Origin of the sequence: Embleya sp. NPDC056575 (genome assembly GCF_042793325.1) — a bacterium.
Classification (GTDB): Bacteria; Actinomycetota; Actinomycetes; order Streptomycetales; family Streptomycetaceae; genus Embleya.
In genome coordinates this window covers 23,902-46,998 of record NZ_JBHTVA010000020.1, presented here as the reverse complement: position 1 = coordinate 46,998, position 23,097 = coordinate 23,902, and the positions used below count along the sequence as shown (strand labels likewise).

9 protein-coding genes are annotated in these 23,097 nt (G+C 73.7%); all 9 read left to right on the top strand.

The features are described from left to right. The first annotated feature begins 295 nt into the window (after nucleotides 1–295). From ACFRCG_RS17900 to ACFRCG_RS17860, 9 genes are read left to right on the top strand one after another with little or no spacing between them, the layout of a single operon-like run. The gene (locus ACFRCG_RS17900) at nucleotides 296–8,428 is read left to right on the top strand and encodes an amino acid adenylation domain-containing protein (protein WP_380032531.1); all 8,133 of its coding nucleotides are present in this window, start codon (nucleotides 296–298) and stop codon (nucleotides 8,426–8,428) included. Beyond that, nucleotides 8,421–15,797, top strand: a complete 7,377-nt coding sequence (locus ACFRCG_RS17895; protein ID WP_380032529.1) for an amino acid adenylation domain-containing protein — start codon at nucleotides 8,421–8,423, stop codon at nucleotides 15,795–15,797. The genes ACFRCG_RS17900 and ACFRCG_RS17895 overlap by 8 nt, the downstream gene beginning before the upstream one ends. Continuing rightward, complete coding sequence (locus ACFRCG_RS17890) at nucleotides 15,797–16,555, top strand: aspartate/glutamate racemase family protein (RefSeq protein WP_380032527.1); 759 nt, start codon at nucleotides 15,797–15,799, stop codon at nucleotides 16,553–16,555. Before ACFRCG_RS17895 ends, ACFRCG_RS17890 begins: the two co-directional genes overlap by 1 nt. Then, complete coding sequence (locus ACFRCG_RS17885; protein ID WP_380032525.1) at nucleotides 16,552–16,812, top strand: MbtH family protein; 261 nt, start codon at nucleotides 16,552–16,554, stop codon at nucleotides 16,810–16,812. Before ACFRCG_RS17890 ends, ACFRCG_RS17885 begins: the two co-directional genes overlap by 4 nt. A gap of 19 nt (nucleotides 16,813–16,831) precedes the next feature. Continuing rightward, the gene (locus tag ACFRCG_RS17880; RefSeq protein WP_380032524.1) at nucleotides 16,832–17,578 is read left to right on the top strand and encodes an aspartyl/asparaginyl beta-hydroxylase domain-containing protein; all 747 of its coding nucleotides are present in this window, start codon (nucleotides 16,832–16,834) and stop codon (nucleotides 17,576–17,578) included. After that, complete coding sequence (locus ACFRCG_RS17875; protein WP_380032522.1) at nucleotides 17,568–18,824, top strand: Ldh family oxidoreductase; 1,257 nt, start codon at nucleotides 17,568–17,570, stop codon at nucleotides 18,822–18,824. Before ACFRCG_RS17880 ends, ACFRCG_RS17875 begins: the two co-directional genes overlap by 11 nt. Before the next feature lie 45 nt (nucleotides 18,825–18,869). After that, nucleotides 18,870–19,631 carry an aspartyl/asparaginyl beta-hydroxylase domain-containing protein gene (locus ACFRCG_RS17870; protein WP_380032520.1) on the top strand — a complete coding sequence of 254 codons (762 nt, stop codon included), beginning with the start codon at nucleotides 18,870–18,872 and terminating at the stop codon, nucleotides 19,629–19,631. A 2-nt stretch (nucleotides 19,632–19,633) separates the two neighbouring features. Then, a complete protein-coding gene (locus ACFRCG_RS17865) occupies nucleotides 19,634–21,985 on the top strand; it encodes a lantibiotic dehydratase (protein ID WP_380032518.1) in 2,352 nt (783 codons plus the stop codon). Further along, entirely contained in the window at nucleotides 21,982–23,052 is a 1,071-nt protein-coding gene (locus ACFRCG_RS17860; protein WP_380032516.1) for a pyridoxal-phosphate dependent enzyme, read from the top strand. Before ACFRCG_RS17865 ends, ACFRCG_RS17860 begins: the two co-directional genes overlap by 4 nt. Nucleotides 23,053–23,097 lie beyond the last annotated feature (45 nt).

Here is a 23,097-nt window from a genome sequence, read left to right as displayed (position 1 = left end):
GCACCGGGCGACCCGTCGCGCCGGCCCGCGACACGGCGAAAGTCCTCGTGGGAGCCGTGATTCGGCGTGCCGTCGCACGTGGGGAGGTGTTTCCTCGAACGGGCAACAGGGCAACACTTTCGCCCTCCCGGCCGCCGGTCGATGGTGGTCCGCATGCGTCATCGCCGGTGCGGGCCGGACGGGTGACCAGACCCCGGAACCCATCCAACCCCCTGAATCCACCGAGCACACGCGTATGCGCAAGTCGGCCCCGGGAACCTCGTCCCGGGCCCGGATCGGCGATGGGAGAACTGCGTTGTCGCACGCCTCGCGGGAACCGGACGATCACGCGTCGCGGGAACCGGACGATCTGGTGGGGGTGTTCGCGGCGCGCGTCGCCGAACACCCGGACGCGACCGCGATCACCTGCGCGGAGCGGGCGGTCGACTACCGCGAACTCGACGAATCCTCCGAGGCGGTACGCCGGTTCCTGGAGGCTCGCGGCGCGGACACCCATCTGGTCGACGACTGCGAGGTGTGCGGGCCGGAACTGGCCGACGAGGCGCCGGTCGGCGTGTTCATGGACCGGGGCGTCGACGTCGTCGCCGCCATGGTCGGCACGGTCAAGGCGGGACGCCCCTATGTACCGCTGGACATCCGCTCGCCGGCGGCCCGGTTGCGGCTGATCCTGGACGAGTGCGGTATCGGCCTGGTCCTGGTGGACACCGCCGAACGAGCGGCGCGGGTCCGCGAGTTCTGCGCCGAGTGGGTGGACGTGGTGTGCTTCGCGGACGCCGTGGCGCCGCGGGGGCTCGCGGCGACCGCACCCGTCGCGCCGCCCGGATCCGTGGCGGGGGCGCCCCCGCGGCCTCGATCGCCGCGCCGGCTCGCATACGTGATCCACACCTCCGGCTCCACCGGCGTGCCCAAGGGCGTCGAGATCGAACACCGCGACCTGGTCGCGTTCGCGGCGGATCCGTGCTGGTCGGACGGACTGGATCGACGGGTGCTCCAGTATTCGCCGCTGGCGTTCGACGCGTCGGTGTTCGAGATCTGGATGCCGCTGCTTCGCGGCGGCCGGGTGGTGGTGGCCCCGCCCGGCGAGGTGGACGCCGGCGTGGTCGCGCGCCTGATCAAGGAGGAGGGCGTCACCTGCGCGTTCGTCACGACCTCCCTGTTCAACGTGATGGTCGAGCAGGATCCGGCGGTCTTCGCGGGCATCGGCCAGGTGTGGATGGGCGGTGAGGCGGCCTCCCCGCTCGCCGTCTCGCGCGCGTTGCGGGCGGGCGGCGCCGGGACCGTGGTCAACGTCTACGGGCCCACCGAGGGCACCATCTTCGCCGCGTTCCACGTGCCGACCGAACCGGTGGGCGCCCCCGTGCCGATCGGCTCGGCGATGGCGGGCGTGCGCACCTACGTCCTGGACGAGCGGCTGGACCCGGTCGAGACCGGCGCGGACGGCGAACTGTGCCTGGGCGGGCGGGGCGTGGCGCGCGGATACCGGGGCCGCCCCGGGATCACCGCCGACCGGTTCGTACCCGACCCGTTCGCCGGCGGCGGCGCGCGGATGTACCGCACCGGCGACATCGTGCGCCGGCGGCCGGACGGCCTGCTCGAATTCGTCGGCCGCCGCGACCGCCAGGTCAAGGTACGCGGGTTCCGCATCGAACTCGGCGAGATCGAGAGCCGCCTCCTCCTGCGCCCCGACGTCGCGGGCGCCGCCGTGCTGGCCGTGCCGGACGCACACGGCGACAAGACGATCGTCGCCTACCTGGTCCCCCGCCGGGACACTCCGACGGGCGACGCGAACCCCCGTACCGACGAACCGGGTTGGGGACGATGGGTGTTGGGGGAGTTGGCTGCGACCCTGCCCGCCTACATGGTGCCGACCGACTGTGTGGTTCTGGACGCCCTGCCGCTGACGCCCAACGGGAAGGTGGACTCGGCCGCGCTACCCGCCCCCACGCACGCCGTCGACGGCCGCGCGCCGCGTTCGGCCGTCGAGGAGCTGCTGTGCGAGGTGTTCGCCGACCTGCTCGGCCTCGACCGGGTCGGCATCGACGACAACTTCATCGAGCTCGGCGGCCACTCGCTGCTCGCCACGCGCGCGGTCGCCCGGATCGCCGCCGCCGGAGCCGGACTCCTGCGGGTGGTCGACGTGTTCGAGGCGCCTACTCCGGCCGAACTCGCCCTCCGTCTGGACGCCGCGGCCCGGGCCCGGACCGCCGAACGCCCGCCGCCGACCCCCCGGCCACGCCCCGACGTCATCCCGCTGTCCTTCGCCCAGCGGCGGTTGTGGCTGGTCAACCGCCTGGAGGGCAGCGCCAACCCGGACTACCACATCCCGCTGCTGTTCCGCCTGCACACCGAGCCCGACCTCGAAGCCCTGCGGGCCGCGCTGCGCGATGTGATCGAACGTCACGAGAGTCTGCGCACGGTCTTCCCCGCGCACGACGACGTACCGCACCAACACATCCTCGACGTCGACGAGTTCGGGGTGCGAATCCCCGTCACCGACTGTGCGGCCGACGCCGTGGATACCGAGATCACCCGCGCCGCCCGGGCCCCGTTCGACCTGACCACCCGGCTGCCGATCCGGGCCGAGCTGATCCGAACCCCGCACGAGAGCCTGTTGCTCGTGGTGGTCCACCACATCAGCGCCGACGGCTGGTCGCTCACCACGCTCACCCGCGACCTGGGTCGGGCCTACGCCGCCCGAATACGCGGCACCCGGCCCGACACCGCGCCGCTGCCACTGCAATACCGCGACTACGCGGCGTGGCAGCGCGAACAACTGGGTGACGAGAACGACCTGGACAGCCCGCTGGGCCGGCAACTCGCCTACTGGACGGCGCGGTTGGCGGGCCTTCCGGCCGGCCTGACACTGCCCACCGATCGTCCGCGGCCGATCGTGGCCGGCCACGCGGGCGACGTGCACGCCTTCGAACTGCCCGCCGACCTGTGCACGGCCCTGGACGAGCTGGCCCGCTCCGCGCACACCACGCTGTTCGTCGCGCTGCACGCGGGTCTGGCCGGCCTGCTCACCCGACTCGGCGCGGGCGAGGACATCGTGGTGGGCAGCCCCATCGCGGGCCGCGCCGACGCCGTCCTCGACGACCTGATCGGCTTCTTCGTCAACACCGTGGTGCTGCGCACGGACACCTCCGGCGACCCCACCTTCGCCGAACTCCTCGCCAGGGCGGACCGGTCGTGGCTGCCCGCCTACGCGCACCAGGACGTCCCGTTCGACCTGCTCGTGGAGAAACTGAACCCGGTCCGCAGCCTGTCCCGACACCCCATCTTCCAGGTCTCGCTCGGCCTGCTGAACACCCCCGACGCGATCACCGGACTGCCCGGACTGGCCGACCCGTGGACCCTGGCCGACACCCGATCCGCCAAGTTCGACCTCGCGTTCCACCTCTTCCCGCACCGCACCGAGACGGGCCGCCCGGACCGGATCGACGCCACCGTGGAGTACGCCACCGACCTGTTCGACCGGGACACCGTCCGGCGCATGGCCGACCGACTGGTCCGTCTCCTGCGCGAGGCCGTCGCCCACCCGCACCGCCCGCTCGGCGCGCTCACCATCCTCGACGACGCCGAACTCGCGGACCTGCGCCCGATCGCGCCGGACGCCCACCCGGAACACGACACCCTGGTCGCCGCCTTCCACGCCCGGGTCGCGGCGGACCCCGAGGCGCCGGCCGTCGGCGAAGGCGCGCTGACATACCGCGAGTTGGCCCGGCGCGCCCGGGCCCTCGCAGCCGGGCTGACCGACGTCGAGGCGCCCGTCGCCCTGCTCCTGGAAGCCGCCGTCGACGCGGTGACCGCGACCGTCGGCGTGATCGAGGCCGGCGGGACGTACGTGCCGCTCGACCCGTCCCTGCCCGACCGGCGCCTGGCCACGATCCTCGCCGACAGCGGCGCCGGCACCGTACTGGTCGACCACCCCGAGCGGGCGGCACGGGTCCGCGCCCTGGTCGGCCCCGCGACGCGCGTCATGCGGGTGGCCGACACGATCCGCGCCGGGACGGCGGCACCCACCGGCTCGGCACCCGTCGGGATCGACGCGGACCAGATCGCCTGCGTCACCTACACGAGCGACCCCACCGGCGCCCTCGTCGGCGTGTGTACGAGCCACCGCGACCTGCTCACCGCCCCGGATCACCCGGGCGAGCCGATCCCGCGCTCCTCCGGACCCACCGACGAGTCCGACCCATATCCGCCGTGGGCCCGGCTGCTGGGCGGTGCCGGCGTGGACACCGGGCATGCACCGGATTCCCAGGCCCCACCGACCGCCGGCGGCCCCCGAGCCCGGCTCGTGGACGAGACCGGCACCCTCGTCGGCGTCGGCATGATCGGCGAACTGTGCCTGGCCGCGCCCGGGATCGCGTCCGGCTACCTGGGTCGACCCGCGCTCACCGCCGAGCGCTTCGTCCCCGACCCGTACGGCCCACCCGGTTCGCGGATGTACCGCACCGGCGACCTCTTCCACCGCCGGGCCGACGGCAGCGCGGACCACGTCGGCCGGCGCGACCGGCGACTGCGCCTGGGCGGACGGCGGATCGAACCCGCCGAGATCGAGGCGGCGCTGACCGAACACGCCGGGGTGACCGATGCCGTGGTGGTGCACCGCGACGACGAACACCTCGGCGAGATCCTGATCGGATACGTGGTGTCGGCGACCGGCCACGAAGAACTCGACGACGACCTAAGGGTGTTCCTGGCCGACCGGCTGCCGGCGCACCTGGTGCCGACCGCCCTGGTCCCGCTGCCCGCTCTCCCGCGCACCCCGGCCGGCACCGTCGACGAGGCGGCGCTGCCCGCCCTCGACCTCGCCGACCCCTCCCGCCCCCCGCGCACCGCCGAGGAACGGGCCCTGTGCGCGCTGTTCGCCCGCACCCTCGACGTGCCCGAAGTGCGCCTCGACGACAGCTTCTTCGAACTCGGCGGAAACTCCCTGGCGGCGATCCGCCTGGTCGGTCGGCTGCGCGCGGACCACACGATCGAGGTGCCGGTCAAGAACGTCTTCCGCCACCCGACGCCCGCCGCGTTCCTGGCCGGCATGGCCACCGAGGCACGGCTCCGGCTCACCGGGCCCGATCACGACCGCGACGAGCACACCATCGCGCGCACCACCACCGCCGACGACCTCGTGCCGCTGTCCTTCGCCCAGCGCCGGTTGTGGTTCCTCGACCAACTCTGGCCGAACCGACCGGACTACAACCTGCCCGTCGCATTGCGCCTGACCGGCCCGCTGGATCCGAATCGGCTGCGCACCGCGCTCACCGGGCTGGTCGCCCGGCACGACATCCTCCGCACCCGCTATGTGCTCCGCGACGACGAGGCACGCCAACTCGTCGAACCGGCCGCGCCGATCGAGCCATGCGAAGTCGACCTGCGGCCCCTGCCGATCGAGGAGGCGCTGCCCGCCGCCGACGCGGCGATCGCCGACGACCTCGGCCGACCGTTCGACCTCGCCGCCGCACCTCCGGTGCGCACGCTGCTGGTTCGGCTGGCCGACGACGACCACATCCTCTCCCTGGTCGTACACCACATCGCCACCGACGGCTGGTCCGGCGAGGTGTTGTGCCGCGAACTGGCCGACCGATACCGGCTGGGCGCGCGCTACGAACCGGATCCGCCGGCACTGCGCTACGCCGACTACGCGGCCTGGGAGAGCGGGGCCGCGGCGGACCCGGCCCGGCGGGCCCAGGCCGACTACTGGCGCACCCACCTGGCCGGACTGACCTCGGTGGAACTGCCCGGCGACCACCCGCGCCCGCCCGTCATGTCCGGCCGGGGCGAGCAGTTCGACTTCGAGATCCCGGCCGACCTGCGCCGCCGACTCCTCGACCTGAGCCGGACCCATGAGAGCACGCCGTTCATCACCCTGCTCACCGCCTTCCAGGTGCTCGTCGCGCGGCGCACCGGGGCCCGGGACATCGCCGTCGGCACCCCCGTCGCCGGACGCGGTCGCCCCGAACTCGACGGACTGATGGGTTTGTTCGTCAACACGTTGGTCCTGCGTGTCGATCTCGATCCCGCGCTGGGCTTCGCCGACCTGATCGCGCGCACCCGCGCCGACGCGGCCGCCGCCTACTCGCACCAGGACCTGCCGTTCGAGCAGCTCGTCGACGAATTGCGGCCGGAGCGCGACCTCGGCCGCAACCCGCTGTTCCAGCTGATGTTCTCGATGGCGGACGTCAACCCCGCCCCCACCGACTGGGGGGAACTCGCGGTCGCGCCGCATCCGGTGCCCTTCCGCGCCGCCAAACTCGACCTGGAGATCGCCGTCGCCGAGCGAGGGGACGCGTATCTGGGCAGTGTCTACTACGCCACCGACCTGTTCGACCCCGCCACGATCGAACGGCTGGCCCTCGACTATGTCCAACTCCTCGCGGCGCTGGTCGAGCGACCGGACGCGCCGGTGGGCGGGTTCGGCCGGCAAGCCCGCCTCGGGACGCCCGACGCCCCCGGGGCCGCGCCCGACCGGGCCGGGGTCCTCGCGTCCCCCACGATCGGCGATGCCCGGCATGCGGCAGCGGACGGCGCCGAGCCGTACGCCCGATGGAACGACACCGCCGTCGACCACGACCTCGACCACTGCCTGCACGACCTGTTCGCCCGGCAGGCCCGTCGCACTCCGCACACCACGGCCGTGATCGCCGGGCGGGAGAGCCTCGACTACACCGAACTCGACCGCCGCGCCAACCGCTTCGCGCACCGGCTCGTGGCACACGGGGTCCGCCCCGGCCTCCCGGTCGGCCTGCGCCTGGACCGGGGCTCGGACCTGGCCGTCGCGCTGCTCGGGATCCTCAAGGCCGGCGGTGCCTACCTACCGCTCGACCCCGACCTGCCTCCGGCCCGGGCCCGACAACTCCTCGACGAGGCGGGCACGGACATCTGCGTGGTCGACGCCTCGGCGGGCGACACGCTGCCGGCCGACGCCGAGATCCGTACCATCACGGTCGACTCGACCGCACCCGAAAACCGGTCGCACACGCCGCCCGACGCCCGGTCCGACACCCCGCCCGACGTCCGGGTCGATCCCGACGACCTGGTCTCGATCTACTACACCTCCGGCTCGACCGGTAAGCCCAAGGGTGTGGCCAACCCGCACCGGGGCTGGGTCAACCGCATGTGGTGGATGCACCGCCGCCACGGTCTGGCCGTCGGCGACCGGGTGTTGCACAAGACCGTGCTCAGCTTCGACGACTCCGCGGTGGAGCTGTTCTGGCCGTGGCTGGTCGGCGGCACCGTGGTCATGCTCGAACCCGGCCTGCACCGCGACCCCCGGGCGATCCTGCGCGCGGCCGTCGAACACGAGGTCGCGGTGCTCCAGTTCGTGCCCAGCATGCTCGGCCTGTTCCTCGACGAACTCGACGCCGCCGGGCCCGCGGGACTCGACCGGCTGCGGGTGGTGGTCTCCAGCGGCGAGGCGTTGCGCCCGGACCTGGTGGCCCGCTTCCGAACACATCTGGACGCGCGGGGCGCCCGGTTGCACAACCAGTGGGGGCCCACCGAGGCGTCCATCGACGCCACCCACCACGTCTGCGGCCCCGAGGACGCGCAAGCCGACACGGTGCCGATCGGCCTGCCCCTGGACAACTACCGGGTGCACGTCCTGGACGGCGACCTGCGGCCGGTGCCGGTCGGCGTCGAGGGGGAACTGCACGTCGGCGGACCGGGTCTGGCGCGCGGCTACTGGAACGACCCGCGGCGCACCGCCGAGGCGTTCGTGCCCGATCCGGACACCCCGGGGGAGCGGCTGTACCGGACCGGCGACCGGGCGATCCGCCGCCCGGACGGCGAACTGCTGTTCCTGGGCCGGGTCGACCACCAGGTGAAGATTCGCGGCATCCGGGTGGAACTCGGGGAGATCGAGGCCATGTTGGTCGCGCACCCGGACGTCGCCGACGCCGTGGTCATCAAGTGGGAGCCCACCCCCGGCGACCACCGCCTGCTCGCCTACCTCGTGGCCGCCGCCGGCACCGGCCCCGAGCCCGAACACGTGCGCGCCTACCTGGGCGAACGGCTGCCGCCGTATCTGGTGCCCACCCGCCTGACCCTGCTCGACGCACTGCCGCTGAGCCCGAACGGCAAGGTCGACCGCGGACGACTGCCCGTACCGGAACGGGACGCCGAATCGGCCCCGACACGCGGCCCGATCCGCGCCCCCGAGACCGACGCGGAACTCCTCGTCGCCCAGGTCTGGGCGCAATTCCTGGCCGCCGACGACGCCGACGCCAACTTCTTCGCCCTGGGCGGCCATTCGCTTCTGGCCACCCGGATCGTCTCCCGACTGCGCCGCGCCCTGGACGCCGAACTGCCACTGGTGCTGCTCTTCGAACATCCGACGATCGCCGGGCTCGCCGCCGCCGTCGAGGCCGAACTGCTCGGCGAACCGACCGACGACGCCACACCCGCCGGGGACTGCGATGACTGAGCGCACCGGCGCGCGTGACCCGCGCCTGGCGGAACGACTGCGCGCGGCCCGGGCGCGGCTGGCCGACCCCGGGCCCGACTCCTCGGACGCGTACTCGGGATCGTTGCCCCGGCGTCCGGCCGATGCTCCGATCGTGGCCTCGTTCGAGCAGGAGCGGGTCTGGCTGGTGGACCGCATCCTGGGCCGGGCCCCGGAATACAACGTGCCGCAATGCATGTGGTTCCGGGACGAGTTCGACCCGGACGCGTTCGGCCGCGCACTCACCGTGCTGGTTGCCCGGCACGAGGTGTTGCGTACCGTCTTCACCGAGGTCGGCGGCCTGCCCCGGCCCGTGCTCCGGCCCGCGGGCCCGGTGTCGATCGAGACGGTCGACGGCACCGAACTGGGCGACCCGGCCGACCCCGACGCCCTGCGCCGCCTCGCCCGAAGGGTCGCCGGCCTCGCCGACCGCCCGTTCGACCTGGCCGGGGAGCCGCCCCTGCGCGCGGCCGTGGTGCGCTGCGTCGACGGCTCCGCGCTGGTGCTGCTGACGGTGCATCACATCGCCACCGACGGGCAGGGCATGGCCCGGACCTGGGACGAACTGGCGCGCCTTTACGCCGCCGCCCACACCGGCCGGCCGCTGTCCACGGATGCGCCGGCCCGGCAGTACTGCGACTTCGCCGCCTGGCAGCGTGCCCGAGCCGCCGAGACCGAGGCCGCCGACCTGCGCTACTGGGCCGAACGACTGGCCGGGCTGCCCGAACTCACGCTGCCCACCGACCATCCCCGGCCCTCCGCGAGCGAGCGCGCCGGAGCCGAGGTGCGCTTCACCCTGCCCACCGCGACCGCCGACCGGGTGCGCGCGTTGTCCGTCCGACACGGCGCGACGCCGTTCATGACCCTGCTCGCCGGCTTCAAGGCACAACTCGCCCTGCTCGGCGGGCAGACCGACATCGCGGTCGGCACCCCGGTCGCCGGTCGGGATCGCCCCGAACTCGAAGCGATGCTGGGCACGTTCGTGAACACCGTGGTGCTGCGCACCGAACTGGCCGACTCGCCGAGCTTCATCGACCTGATCGGCCGGGTGCGCGAGACCGCGCTCGGCGCGTACGCCCACCAGCGCCTGCCGTTCGCGCACCTGGTCGAACACCTCCACCCCCGCCGCGACCTGAGCCGAAACCCGCTGTTCCAGGTGCTGTTCGCACACCAGCACGAATCGGCGCCGGATGCGCGAACCCGGCCCGGCGTCCGCCTTCGTCCCGTCCCGCTGCCCGTCACCACCTCGAAGTTCGACCTCGCGCTCACCCTGACCGAGGCCGGCCCCGAAGCCCCGATCACCGGATCGATCGTCTTCGACCCGGACCTCTTCGAGTCCGCGACCATCCATCGCCTGGCCGCCGGATACGTCCGCCTCCTGCACGCCGCCACCGCCTACCCGGACCTGCCCCCCGCCCGGCTCCCGCTCGCCGACCCGGCCGAGTCGGCCACCCTCGTCCACGACTGGGGACGCGGCGACTTCCGCGACCCGGACGGCGCCACGCTGCCCGAACTGATCGCCGCGCAGGCCCTGCGCACCCCCGGGGCGATCGCGCTCGGCTGCGGCGAGCGTACGGTGAGCTACGCCGAATTGATCGAGCGAGCCGACCGGTTGGCCGCCCGGCTCGAAACCCTGGGCCTTCCGCCCGAGGGTGTGGTCGCGGTGTGCCTCGACCGCTCCGTCGACCTGGTGATCGCGCTGCTCGGAGTCCTGCGCGCCGGCGGAAGCTACCTGCCGATCGACCCGAGCCACGCCACGGCCCGAATCGGCGCCCTCCTCGCGGACAGCGAGACCCGGCTGGTACTCACCCACGCCGCGACCGCGCGGACCATGCCCTGGGCCGACCTCGGGGTGCCGGTGCTCGACCTCGACACCGTCCCCACCCACGCGACGGCCCCGCGTCCGACCGCCCCCGCACCCGACCCGGACCAGGTGGCCTACCTGATCCACACCTCCGGCTCCACCGGCCGGCCCAAGGGCGTCATGGTCACCCACCGGGGTGTGGCCAACCTCGCCCGGGACATGATCGAACGCCTGGCCCTGGACGGCTCGTCCGTGGTCGGCGCGCTGACCACCGTCTCGTTCGACATCGCGGTGCTGGAACTGCTCGTCCCGCTCGCGGCCGGCGCCCGGGTCCAGGTGCTCCCGCAGGCGGTGCTCGCGGACGGCGGCCGGCTCGGCGCCGCGCTGACCGACGCCGGCGCCACGGTGGTCCAGGCCACCCCCGCCGGCTGGGCGATGTTGCTGGACGCGGGCTGGCCCGGCGGCGAGATCCGGGCACTGTGCGGCGGCGAGGCACTGCCGGGACCGCTCGCCGAGCGCATCCGTGCACGGGTGGCGCGCCTGTGGAACGTGTACGGCCCGACCGAAACCACCATCTGGTCCGCCGCGCACCCCGTGGAGTTCACCCCCGCCACGCCCGGGCCGGGCACCCCCGACCCGGCCGCCCCACCGCTCGGCCGCCCGCTGCCGAACACGTCGCTGTACGTACTCGACAACCGCCTCGCCGTCGTGCCCATCGGCGTGGTCGGCGAGCTGTACATCGGCGGCCTCGGCCTGGCGCGCGGTTACGCCGCCGACCCCGGCCGGACCGCCGAGCGGCTGCTGCCCGACCCCTTCGCGGCGAGCGTCGGCCGCGCCGGGGCCCGGATGTACCGCACCGGCGACCTGGTCCGCTACCGCGCGGACGGCCGGCTGGACTTCCTCGGCCGGGCCGACCACCAGGTCAAGATCCGAGGCCATCGCATCGAGCCCGGCGAGATCGAGGCCCGCCTGCTGGCCCACCCCGACATCGCCCGAGCGGCGGTGCGGGTGCACGGCGAGGGGCTGGACCGGGTACTCGTCGGCTACCTGGTGCGCCGCGCCGGGCACGACGACCGCGACCCCGGCGTGCTCGCCCGGGAGTGGTTGCGGGAGAGCCTGCCGGAATACCTGGTGCCGGCGCTGATCGTCGAACTCGACGCGCTGCCGCTGACGCCGAACGGCAAACTCGACCGCCGCGCGCTGCCCGACCCGCCCTCATCCCGAACGAGCGCCGCGTATGTCGCGCCCGTCGGCGACCGGGAGTCGCGAATCGCCGAGGTGTGGGCGCGGGTCCTGGACGTGGCACGGGTCGGCGCGCACGACGACTTCTTCGCACTGGGCGGGCACTCGCTGCGCGCGGCGCGCCTGGTCGCCGCGCTGCGCGAGGAGTTGGCGGTGGAGGCGCCCGTGCGACTGGTGTTCGACCGGCCCACGGTGCGCGAGTTCGCCGCCGCGCTCGACCCGGATCGGCCCGTCGAGCGCATCCCGCGGCGCGCCGAACCGGGCCCGGCGCCACTGTCGTTCCTCCAGCGGCGACTGTGGTTCCTGGACCGGCTGCGCCCGGAACGTGCCGACTACAACGTGGCGTCGGTCCTGCGGCTGCGCGGCGGGGTGGATCCGGCCCTGCTGCGCCGGGCCGTCCAGGGCGTCCTGGCTCGACACGACGTGCTGCGCGGGCGGTTCACGGCCGGCCCCGACGGCCCCGTGCAGGTGACCGACCCGGTGTGGGCGCCGTGGGACGAGGTGTACGACCCGGGCGCGGCGGATCCGGTCGAGGCGGAAGCGGCGGCGCTCGCCGAGGCGCGGCGGCGCTGCGCCGAGCCGTTCGACCTGGCGCGGGGGCCGCTGTTCCGGGCCACCCCGATCCGGATCGGCGCCGAGGACCACCTGTTGGTCGTGGTCATGCACCACGCGGTGGTCGACGGTTGGTCGTTGCCGCTGTTCTGGGCGGAGGTCGGTGCCGGGTATCGGGCGCTCGCCGGGTCCGGGTCCGGGTCCGGATCGGCGCCGGTATCGATGCCGCCCGAGCCTGCCCGACCGCCGCTGCAGTATGCCGACTTCGCCGCGTGGGAGCGTGCCGATACCGCCTCGGGGGCGGCCGATCTCGCCTATTGGCGCGCGAAGTTGGCCGGAGCGAGCGCTACCGAGATCCCCGGCGACCGACGCCGGCCGGCGATGTTCGACGAGGAAGGCGCCTCGGTCGACTTCGAGCTGCCGCGGACCCTGGCGCGGCGTACGGTCGAGGTGGCGCACGAGCTGGGGGCCACGCCGTATGTCATCCTGTGCGCCGCGTTCGCGGTCACCGCGGCCCGGCTCTCCGGGAGTACGGACGTCGTGCTCGGGTCCCCCACCGCGGGGCGCGGCCGTCAGTATCCAGAACTCGGCGAGCTGATAGGCCCGTTCGTCAACACCCTGGTCCTGCGGATGCCCGCCGGGGAGGATCGCGCGTTCGCGGACCTGGTGCGAGAGGTGCGCACCACCGTCCTGGACGCGACCACGCATCAGGACCTGCCGTTCGAGCGGCTGGTGGAGGAGCTGCGGCCGGAGCGCGAACTGAGCCGACACCCGCTGTTCCAGATCATGTTCGCGCTCGACCGGGACGAGGCCGATGCGCTCGACCTGCCCGGGGTGCGGACCGAATCCGTACGGATCCCGCACCACAGCGCGAAGTTCGACCTCGGCCTGACCCTCACCGAACGCCCCGACGGCACGTTGACCGGTTCGCTGGCCTACGCCACGGCGCTCTACGACCCCACGACCGCGCACGGCATCGCGGACACCTTCCGGCGTGTGCTCACCGCGGCCCTCGCCAGCCCGTTCCGCCCGGCGGCGGGACCCGAACTGCTCGATCCGGCCGCCGAACAACGCCTGTCGCCGATCGAGGCGCCCACCGGGTCCGAGGACGAGTGCCTGCACACCCTGGTCGCCGCCCGCGCCGCCGAACGGCCTACGGCCCCGGCCCTGGAGTTCGGCGAACAGGTGCTCACCTACGCCCGGTTGGACCGGCGCGCGAATGGCCTGGCCCGGCGGCTGCGGGCGGCCGGCGCCCGGCCGGGCGTGTTCGTCGGCGTGCTCCTGCCCAGGTCGATCGAGCTGGTCGTGGGCCTGCTCGCGGTGTTCCGGACCGGCGCCGCCGCCGTACCGCTCGACCCGAGCCAACCCGCGGAGCGCGTCCGGCTGTTGTTGACCCACGCGGGTGCGTCCCTGGTGTTGACCGACGAGGCGCCACCGACCGGCGGCGCGACGGACCGGTTCGCCGGGTCGGCGGTGGTGTCCGCGTCGACCATCGAGGCCGACAACCCTCCGGATTCCCCCGCCGGCCCGGCGGACCTCGCCTACGTGACCTTCACCTCCGGCTCCACCGGCCTGCCCAAGGCGGTGCCCACCACCCACGCGGCCGCGAGCCGGTATCTGCGCCTGCTCGCCGCCGAGTTCGGGATCGGCGCCGAGGACACCGTGCTCCAGGTGGCCGCCGTCTCCTTCGACGCGGCGATCCGGGACATCTTCGGCACGCTCGCCGCCGGCGCCCGTCTGGTGCTGCCGGCCGACGAACACGCACGCGACCCGAGGGCGATCCTGGCCACGATCGACCGGTACGCGGTGACGGCGCTGCTGTCCGTGGTGCCCTCGCTGCTGGGGGTGTTGACCGCGGTCGCCGACGGCGATGCCGACGCGGCGCCGGCCGTGAGCCGGTTGCGACTGATCCTGCTCAGCGGCGAGGAGCCGAGCGTGGAGGTGTTGCGCCGGGTGCGCCGATTGGGCACCGGGATCGTGGTGGTCAACCAGTACGGGCCCACCGAGTGCACCATGACGTCCACGTTCCGGCGCGTCACCGACGCCGACCTCGACGCCGGGTCGATCCCGATCGGCGCACCGCTGCCCGGCACCCGGGCACTGGTCCTGGACGCCGCCGGTCGGCCGCTGCCCACCGGCGCGATCGGCGAGCTCCACCTGGGCGGACCGGGGGTCTCGATCGGCTACCCGGGCGCGCCCGCGGCCACCGCGGAGCGTTTCGTGCCGGACCCGTACGGGCCGCCCGGCAGCCGGTGGTACCGCACCGGGGACCTGGCCCGGGTCGACTTCCACGGCCGGCTGATCTTCCACGGCCGCCGCGACGACCAGGTCAAGGTGCGCGGTGTGCGGGTGGAACCCGGCGAGGTGGAGGCCGCGTTGCTGGCCCGGCCCGAGGTGCGCGCGGCGGCCGTGGTGGCGCACCGGGGGCCGGCCGGCGTCGAGTTGGTGGCATACGTGGTCGGCGCCGCCGGCCCGCCCGACCTGCGCGCGTTGCGCCGGGCGATCGCCGACGTACTGCCCGAGCACCTGCGCCCCGGCCACTACACCGCACTCGACGCGCTGCCCACCACCGCGCACGGCAAACTCGACCGCCGGGCCCTGGCCGCCCGCCCGCCGGCGCCCGAGCCGGATTCCGGCGAGGCGGTGGTGATGCCGCGCAACCGGGTCGAGATGCGGCTCCTGGGCGTTTGGGAGGAGGTGCTCGGTCGGGCCCCGATCGGCGTGCACCAGGACTTCTTCGAACTCGGCGGCCATTCGCTCAAGGCGGTCGAACTGGTCGAGACGATCCGCCGCCGGACCGGCCTGGACCTACCGCTGCACACCCTCTTCCGCAACCCCACCGTCGAACGGCTGGCCGCCGCCGCCACCGCCCTGGCCGAGCCCTCGCCCGACGGACCCGACCTGGTGGTCCCACTCGGCGACGAGCACCTGCCCGGACCGCCGCTGTTCCTGGTGCACCCGCAGTCCGGCGACGTGTGCTGCTACGTGCACCTGGTGCGCGAACTCGGTGACTGGCGCCCGGTCTACGGGATCGAGGCGATCGGATACAGCAGCGACACCGCCCCGCTGACCGACCTGGGTGAGATGGCACGGCGCTACGTCGAGCAGATTCGCAAGGTCGCCCCGAACGGCCCCTACCTGCTCGCGGGTTGGTCGTTCGGCGGCAATGTCGTGGTGGAGATGGCCGCGCTCCTGGAGGCCGCCGGCAAGGAGGTCGCGTTCGTCGGGGTGATCGACGCGCGCGCGTTCGGCGAGGACGAGGTCGAGGAGTGGTACGCGAACACCGGCGAACTGGCCCGATTCGGCATCACCCAGGGCCTGACCCGCTCCGGCCTGAGCCGGGCCGACGACGACGCGGTGCTCACCCTGCTGGCCGGACACCTCACCGCGCGGGACCGGCTGTCCCGCTACGCCGACACCGGCACGCTGCGCCGGATGATCGACGTGTTCACCGCGAACGGGCGCGCCGCCGACGGCCATCGCTCCACCACCCGGGTACGCGCCCCGCTGCACCTGTTCACCGCGAGCGAGCGGCACCCGACGCTGACCAACCCCGCCGTGGTGCCCGCGAGTTGGGGACGCCGTACGCACGCCGCGCTGCACGTGGTGCCGGTGCCGGGCACCCACCACGACCTGGCCAACCCGCCACACGTGCCCGAGTTCGCCCGGCTGCTGCGCATCGGCGTGGACAGCGCGCTGTGTCCCGACGGATCCGCCGGATCGGCATCGCTCCCCGAGGAGGCTCGGCCTTGATGAAACGCATCGGCATCGTCGGCGGCGTCGGCCCGCTCGCGTCCGTGTACTTCTACGAACGTCTGCTGCGCCTGTCCGGCGCGAGCGACGACGCCGACTACCCCGCGGCGGTGCTGGTCTCCGAACCGATGCCCAGCCGGATCGAGCACCTGCTCGGACGGGGCGAGAGTCCGCTGCCGCAACTCCTCCATACCGTGAAGCAGTTGGAACGCGCCGGTGCGGACGCGATCGCGATTCCGTCGGCGACCACACACGCCTATCGGACCGAACTGTGCGACGCGGTCGGCGTACCCGTCTTCGACCTGCTCGCCGAGACCGGTGTCGCGCTGCGCCGCCGCCGGCTGCGTCGGCCCCTGCTGCTGGCCACCGAGGCGACGGCCGAACTGCGTCTGTACGAGCCGCACCTGGCGCCCGACACGATCGCCCGCTACCCGGACGCGGCACGGCAGGCGGAGACCGACGACTTCATCGAGCGGGTCAAGCGCGGCGACCCGGTCGAGGCGCTGCGCGGGGAGTTCGCCCGCTGGATCGAGGGCCTGCTGCCGCGCCGGACGGGTGATCCGGACTGCATCGTGCTGGCCTGTACCGAACTGTCGGTGATCGCCCCGGCCCGGGCGGGCCGCGTCCCGGTCGTGGACGTGACCGACGTGTTGGCGCGGGCGATCCTCGCCCCCGCGGACACCCCCTCGCGACCGGTGCGACCGGCCGCCACTTCATCGGAAACGCACCACAACGTGATGAGTGGAGAACAACCATGACGGTTGAGGACACCCGTTGGTCGGTCGTGATCAACGACGAGGAGCAGTACTCGATCTGGGCGGTCGGCCGCGATGTGCCGGTCGGTTGGCGGATCGTGCGGGTGGACGGCGTAGATGTCGAGGGGTCCCGGGAGGACTGCCTCGCCCACATCGAACGGGTGTGGACCGACATGCGTCCCAAGAGCCTGCGTGACCGGCTCGCCCGGCGGGCCGAGGCCGAGGCGCGGCAGTCCGCCGCGCGCCCGTCGGCGAGCTGAGCGGAAGGCGACGAACACGATGCGTGAGCCCACGCCGCAGGACAGCGCCCGGGCCCTGGCCGGCTGGGCGGCCGAACAGGGCATCGACCCGAGCGAGTTGGAACGCATCCACCGCGGCCTCGATCCCGACGACCCGGTGCGATCCCGGGCCGGACATTTGCAATCCCCCGCGATCCTGGTGCCCGGACTTGCCGCCTCGCCCTGGCACGACCCCGACCGGTATCCGTGGGTCGACGCGTTGGAGAGCCGATACCCGCGCATCCGCGACGAGTTCGAGAAGCGGTTCGCGAGCGACGGGATCGACCGTCACCCCGAGGAGCGCGAACTGGCCGCGACCGGCGGATGGAACGCGTACCACTTCCACACCATGGGCACCACCTTCCCCGAGCATCTGGCGCAATGCCCGGCCACGGCCGAGGCGTTGGCGGCGGTGCCCGGGGTGGCCGACGCCGGGATCTGCTACTTCTCGGTGCTGGCGCCGCGAACCCGGGTCAAGCCGCACTGCGGTTTCGTGAACACCCGGATCCGCTGCCATCTCGGCCTGATCGTGCCGCCGGACTGTCGCATGCGGGTGGGCACCGAGACCCGGTCCTGGCGGGAGGGCCGATGCTCGGTCTTCGACGACTCGTTCGAGCACGAGGTGGCCAACGACTCGGACCGCCCCCGGGCGGTGTTGCTGGTGGACACCTGGCACCCCGATCTGACCGATGTCGAGCGCAGGGCGATGGAGTTCGTGATGCGGATGTGGACGTCCGATGTGGACTGACCCGAGGGCGCCCGGCCCCGCACCGTCGACCGCGCCGCCGCTGCCGCCGACCCGCCCGGCGTCCACCGACGCGGACGCGATCCGGGTACCGCCCGCCGAGTTGACCCTGTTCGTCGACTCGGTCTGCCGTCGCATGGGCGCCGGCGGACAGGTGGCCGGCGAGGTCGCGGAACACCTGGTCGGCGCGAACCTGGCCGGACACGACTCGCACGGCGTGTTGCGGCTGCCGCAATACGTCGCCGAGGCGGAGCGCGGCGACCTGATACCCGGTGCCCGGCCGCACGTGCTGCGCCGGCGCCGGGCGAGCGTACTGCTCGACGCGCGCCGCGGGTTCGGGCACTACTCGGCCCGGATGGCCTGCGAGTTGGTGGCCTCCCTGGCCATCGAACACGGCGTCGGGGTGGTGGCCGTCCGACACTGTGGCCACATCGGTCGGCTCGGGCACTACTGCGAACTGCTCGCGAACGCCGGTCTGGTCGGGATGCTCACCGTGGGAGCGGCCGGCCCGGGCGTCGGCGTGATGGCGCCGCCCGGCGGCTCGGGGCGGTTCCTCGCGGCCAACCCCTGGGCGCTGGGCGTGCCCGGCACCGATCACCCGGTGGTGGTGGACGTGTCGATGGCGCTGCTCGCCGAAGGCAAGATCACCGCCGCCGCGGCGCGCGGCGAGGCACTGCCCGAGGGGTGTGTCGTGGACGCGGGACGGCGTCCGAGCCGGGACCCGGCCGACTACCTGGCGGGCGGCGCGCTGTTGCCGCTGGGCAGCCCGGTGGCCGCGCACAAGGGCTTCGGCCTGGCCCTCGGCGCGGCCCTGCTCGGCGGCCTGGCCGCGATCGGCGACGGTACGCCGACCCTGGCCGGCTCGCAGCGCCCGCCCGACTCCACCGGCGCGGGCGAGATCGCCGGCGTCTGTCTGATCGCGATCGACCCCGAGGCGTTCGGCGGCCTGGAACCGTATCGGGCGATGATCGCGGACACCGCCGCGCTGATCGCCGACGCCGAGGCGGCCGGGGCACACGCGACCGTCCCCGGCGCCCCCGAACATCGCAGCCGACAGGCCCGCGCGACCGGGATCCCGCTGCCGCGCGCGACCGTGGCCGACCTGATCGCGGTCGGCGCCCGGTTCGACGTCCCGACCAGGCTGCCGCGCACCGGCGATGCCGACGTCGACCCGGGAGCCGCCGACCTCGCCGCGCCCCGGCCGGAACGTCCGTCGTCCCGGCCGGAACGTCCCTCGCGTCGGTCCTGAGCACACCCGAACGCCCCTGGTGGGCACGGAAGAAAGGAGCGCGGGATGCCCGCGTGGGTCAACGACAGTCGGCCGTTCCTGGACCGGTGGATCGACGAACAGCACCTGGACCGGTCCCGGTTGACCCGGATCCTGGACGGCCTGGAGGTCAGTTCGTGGCGCGAGCCGGCCGACGAGGACGCGGTGCAGCGCCCGGAAGTCCTGCTGCCCGGCCTCACCACGCAACCGTGGTGGGACCGGCGTCAGTTCCCCTGGATCGCCGACCTGGAGGCGGGATACGCCGCGATCCGGGAGGAGTTCGAGACGGTCGGCGGGCTGGTCCCCGCCGACGCCGTCCGACACCCCAACTCCGGGAACCTGGCCGAGGCGGGCGACTGGAACGCGTACTACTTCCACCTGCTCGGCCGCTCCTACCCGGAGCACATCGCCCGCTGCCCGCGCACCATGAAGGTGCTGTCCGAGCCGGACGGGGTGGCCGATTCGGGCATGTGCTACTTCTCCATCATGGGCCCGCGCACCCATGTCGCGCCGCACTGCGGCTTCATCAACGCCCGGGTGCGCTGTCATCTGGGCCTGGTGGTGCCCGACGGCGGGCGGATGCGGGTCGCCGACGAGACCCGGACCTGGAGCGAGGGCCGGGCCATCGTCTTCGACGACTCGTTCGAGCACGAGGTGTGGAACGAGGCCGAGTCGGGCCGCGCGGTGCTGCTCTTCGACGTCTGGCACCCGGAGTTGACCACGATCGAAAAACGCGCGCTGGCGTACATGATGACCGTTTGGAAGAACTTCCTGTACGAGGACGACTAGGGATGGGCGACGAGACGGACGTCCCGGCGGTGCGGAGGCCGGAGGCGGGATCGGTGCCCGCGTCCGCGCCGGCGACCGCGGGGCCCTGGCGGTTGTCCGGGTGGGCGCTGGTCAAATCCACCGGGTTTCCCTACGAGTTGCTGGAGGACCTGCGCGTCCCGGACCCGGCCGATCCCCACGCGGGCGGGAAGGCCGCCGTCGCGGGCGGGCAGGCCGACGCGGACCCGATCGCCGAGTGTGTGCGCCGCCTGCTGCACACCTGCGCGGATCCGCGCTTCCTGGAGGCCGTCCTGCTCTCCAGCCGGGGAGCCTACGAACGCCTGCACCACTGGCTGCGGACCGACCCGGACCCGAACCGGCCGCGCTCGGCCGACCGGCGACGGGTGTTGCTGGCCGCGATGTACCTCCAGCGCATGTGCGCCAAGAACGAGAGCACCAGCTTCTTCGGCCCGGTCGCCTGGGCCCGGGTACGCCCCGACGAGCCGTTCCGGCTCGACCTCGGGGAGCCGGCCCCGGTGCGCCTGGCGACCGCCTGGACCCACTGGGCCGCGCAGGCGATCGCCGACGTGATGAGCGCCGATCCCGACGTGCTCGCCGAAGTGGCGCCGCGCGTGCCGCCGAATCTGGTCGAGCGGGACGGACGGCAGTTCGCGGTCCGCTACGACCGGTGGCCGATCACCCTGGACGAACGGGTCGAGCCGCCCCGGACGGCGGCCGAGCGGGCGTTGTTCGCGCGCTGCGACGGACGGACCACCGCCGCCGAACTGGCCGCCGCCGAGGACCTGGACCTCGACGGCACGCTCGATCTGCTGCGCGGCCTGGACCGGCGCGGCTCGGTGCGCTTCGGGCTGACCGTCCCGGTCGGCCTGATCGATCCGCTGCGCCCGCTCACCGAGTTCGCCGCACGCCTGTCCGGCCCGGCGGGCCGGCGGTGGCGGGGCGTGCTGGCCGAACTGGAGCTGCGCCGACGCCGGTTCCACGAGGCGCCGTCCCTGGCCGCGCGCCGCGAGGCACTGTCCGCCGTCGGGCGCACGTTCACCGAGGTGACCGGGGCCGCGGCGGACAAGGACGCGGGTCGGCACTACGCCGACCGGTCGATCCTGGTCGAGGACGGACGCTTCCCCTGGCCGCGCTTCGACCTCGGCCGCCCGCTGCACCGGTATCTCACCGACGAGGCACCGGTGCTCCTGGACCTGCTGTTCGAACTGTCGCTGGCCCGGCGGCGACGGCTGGTCGCCGAGATCACCGAGTGGTTCGCCGACACGTTCGGCGGGCAAAGCGTGCCGCTGGAACGGGTGTTGGCCGCCGCCGACGCGGCCGGGCTCGGCGAGCGGCTGCGCAAGCTCGACGACCGGACCCGGATGGACGGGCCCTCGGCGCTCACCGACCGGCTGCGCGCCAACGCCGACCGGCCCCGGGTGCGACTCGACATGGACTGGGCGAAACGGGCCGCGGCCGAGGTCGACTTCGACACATGGTGCGTGGCGGGCGCCGACCTGTTCGTCGCCGCGCCGGACGAGGCGGCGATCAACGCCGACGCGTTCACCGTCGTGGTCGGCGAGGTACACGGCCTGCACGACCAGTTGCTTCAGGGCCTGTGGCCGGCGCTGCATCCGGACCGGGCCGGATTCGAGGCCGAGATCGGCGGCCTGATCGAGGGGCTGACCGACGCGCGGATCTGCGATCCGGTCCTGGCGCACGGACGCAAGACGCTGGCCCGCGCCGAGGTCCTGCCCGAGGTGGAGTTCCTGGGCACCAGCCCCCGCCCGCCGGGACGAGTCGGCCGCGCGGCCGACCTGCGAGTGCGCCTCGACGACGGCGAACTCGTCCTCGAGTGCCCGACATTGGGTCGGGTGTTGCTGACCAGACCGCCGCTGCCGTCCTGGGGCGACGAGGTCGAGTCGATCTTCACGCCGTTCACCGGCGCCCGACTGATCGGCGCCGAGGACATGTTCCGCGCCCTCGACGACGTCCCGCACCTGCCCCGGCTGACCATCGGCCGCACCGTCGTGCACCGCGAGACCTGGCGGATCCCCGCACCCGCGCCGCGATCCTGGAGCGGCCTGCACCCGGCCAACCGCACCCGGATGCTCCGGTTGCGCGACCGGTACGGGTTCCCCGACCAGGTGTATGTGCGCTTCGCCGGCGAACCCAAGCCGATCTTCGTGGACTTCGGGGTACCGGTGCTGGCCGACCTGTTCTCGCGCCACTACGACCGGGCGCACGGCCCGATCGTGGTCTCGGAGATGTTGCCGGGACCGGCCGACCTGTGGTTGCGCGACCACGCGGGTCGACACACCGCCGAACTCCGGTTCGGCTACTACCGGGCACGGGCGGGGGAGCGGAGCGGATGAATCGCGGACCGACCGGACCACCCTGCCTGGGAACGGAGTTCCCCCTGCCGACCGCCGGTGCCGGCCGACTCGGGATCGGCGGCACCCCGCTCGTGCCGCTGGTACTGCCCGTGTGCGGCATCGGCCGCCGGTTGTGGCTCAAGCTCGAAGGGGCCAACGCGTACGGATCGATCAAGGCCCGTACCGCGCACGCCCTGATCGAGCACCTGGAACACGGCGGCGGTCTGGAGCCGGGCGGATCGATCGTCGAGTCCACCTCCGGCAACCTGGGCGTCGCGCTGGCCGGCATCTGCCGCGCCCGAGGCTATCGGTGCACCCTCGTGGTGGACCGCGACACCCCGCGCCGGAGCATCACCCTGATGGCGGACGCGGACGCCGACGTGGTCCTGGTCGAGCCGACGGCCGCCGGCAACCCGGTCGCCGAACGGCTGCGCATGGTGCGCCGGATCCTCGCCGCCGATCGGCGCATGCGCTGGACCGACCAGTACGCCAGCCCCGCCAACCCGAACGTGCACGAACGCTGGACCGGACCCGAACTCGCCCGAGGCATCGGTCGCGCCATCGGTGCCGTCGGCCCGGACGCGGTGGTCGCGGCGATCTCCACCGGCGGCACCCTCGCGGGCCTGTCCGCCTACTTCCGGCGCGCCCACCCGAACACCACGATCGTCGGCGTGGATGCGGTCGGTTCGGTGGCGACCGGCGGCGAACGCGGCGCGCGGCCGGCCAAGATCCCCGGCTTCGGCTCCGGACGACACTCGTCGTTCCTGCGCCCGGGCGACTGGGACGTATGCGTGCGCGTCGACGACGAATACGCCGCGCCGGCGTGCCGGGTCGTGCGCGCGGCCACCGGCCTGACCCTGGGCGGCTCCTCCGGCGCCGCGCTCCTGGGCGCGGTGGTCGCCGCCCGAGGCGATCCGGAACTGCGCGAGATCGGCGTGATCTGCCCGGACCTGGGCGCGGCGTATCTGAACACGATCTACGCGAGCCGCCGCCCGCCTCCCCCCGAGTCCGAACCGGCCCTGCGCGAGGGCCTGGCCGACCTGGCCGCCGCCCGCAGACGCGGGTGAACGGTCCGGACCCGGGACCGCGAGGCCCGGGTCCGAGAGCAGGAC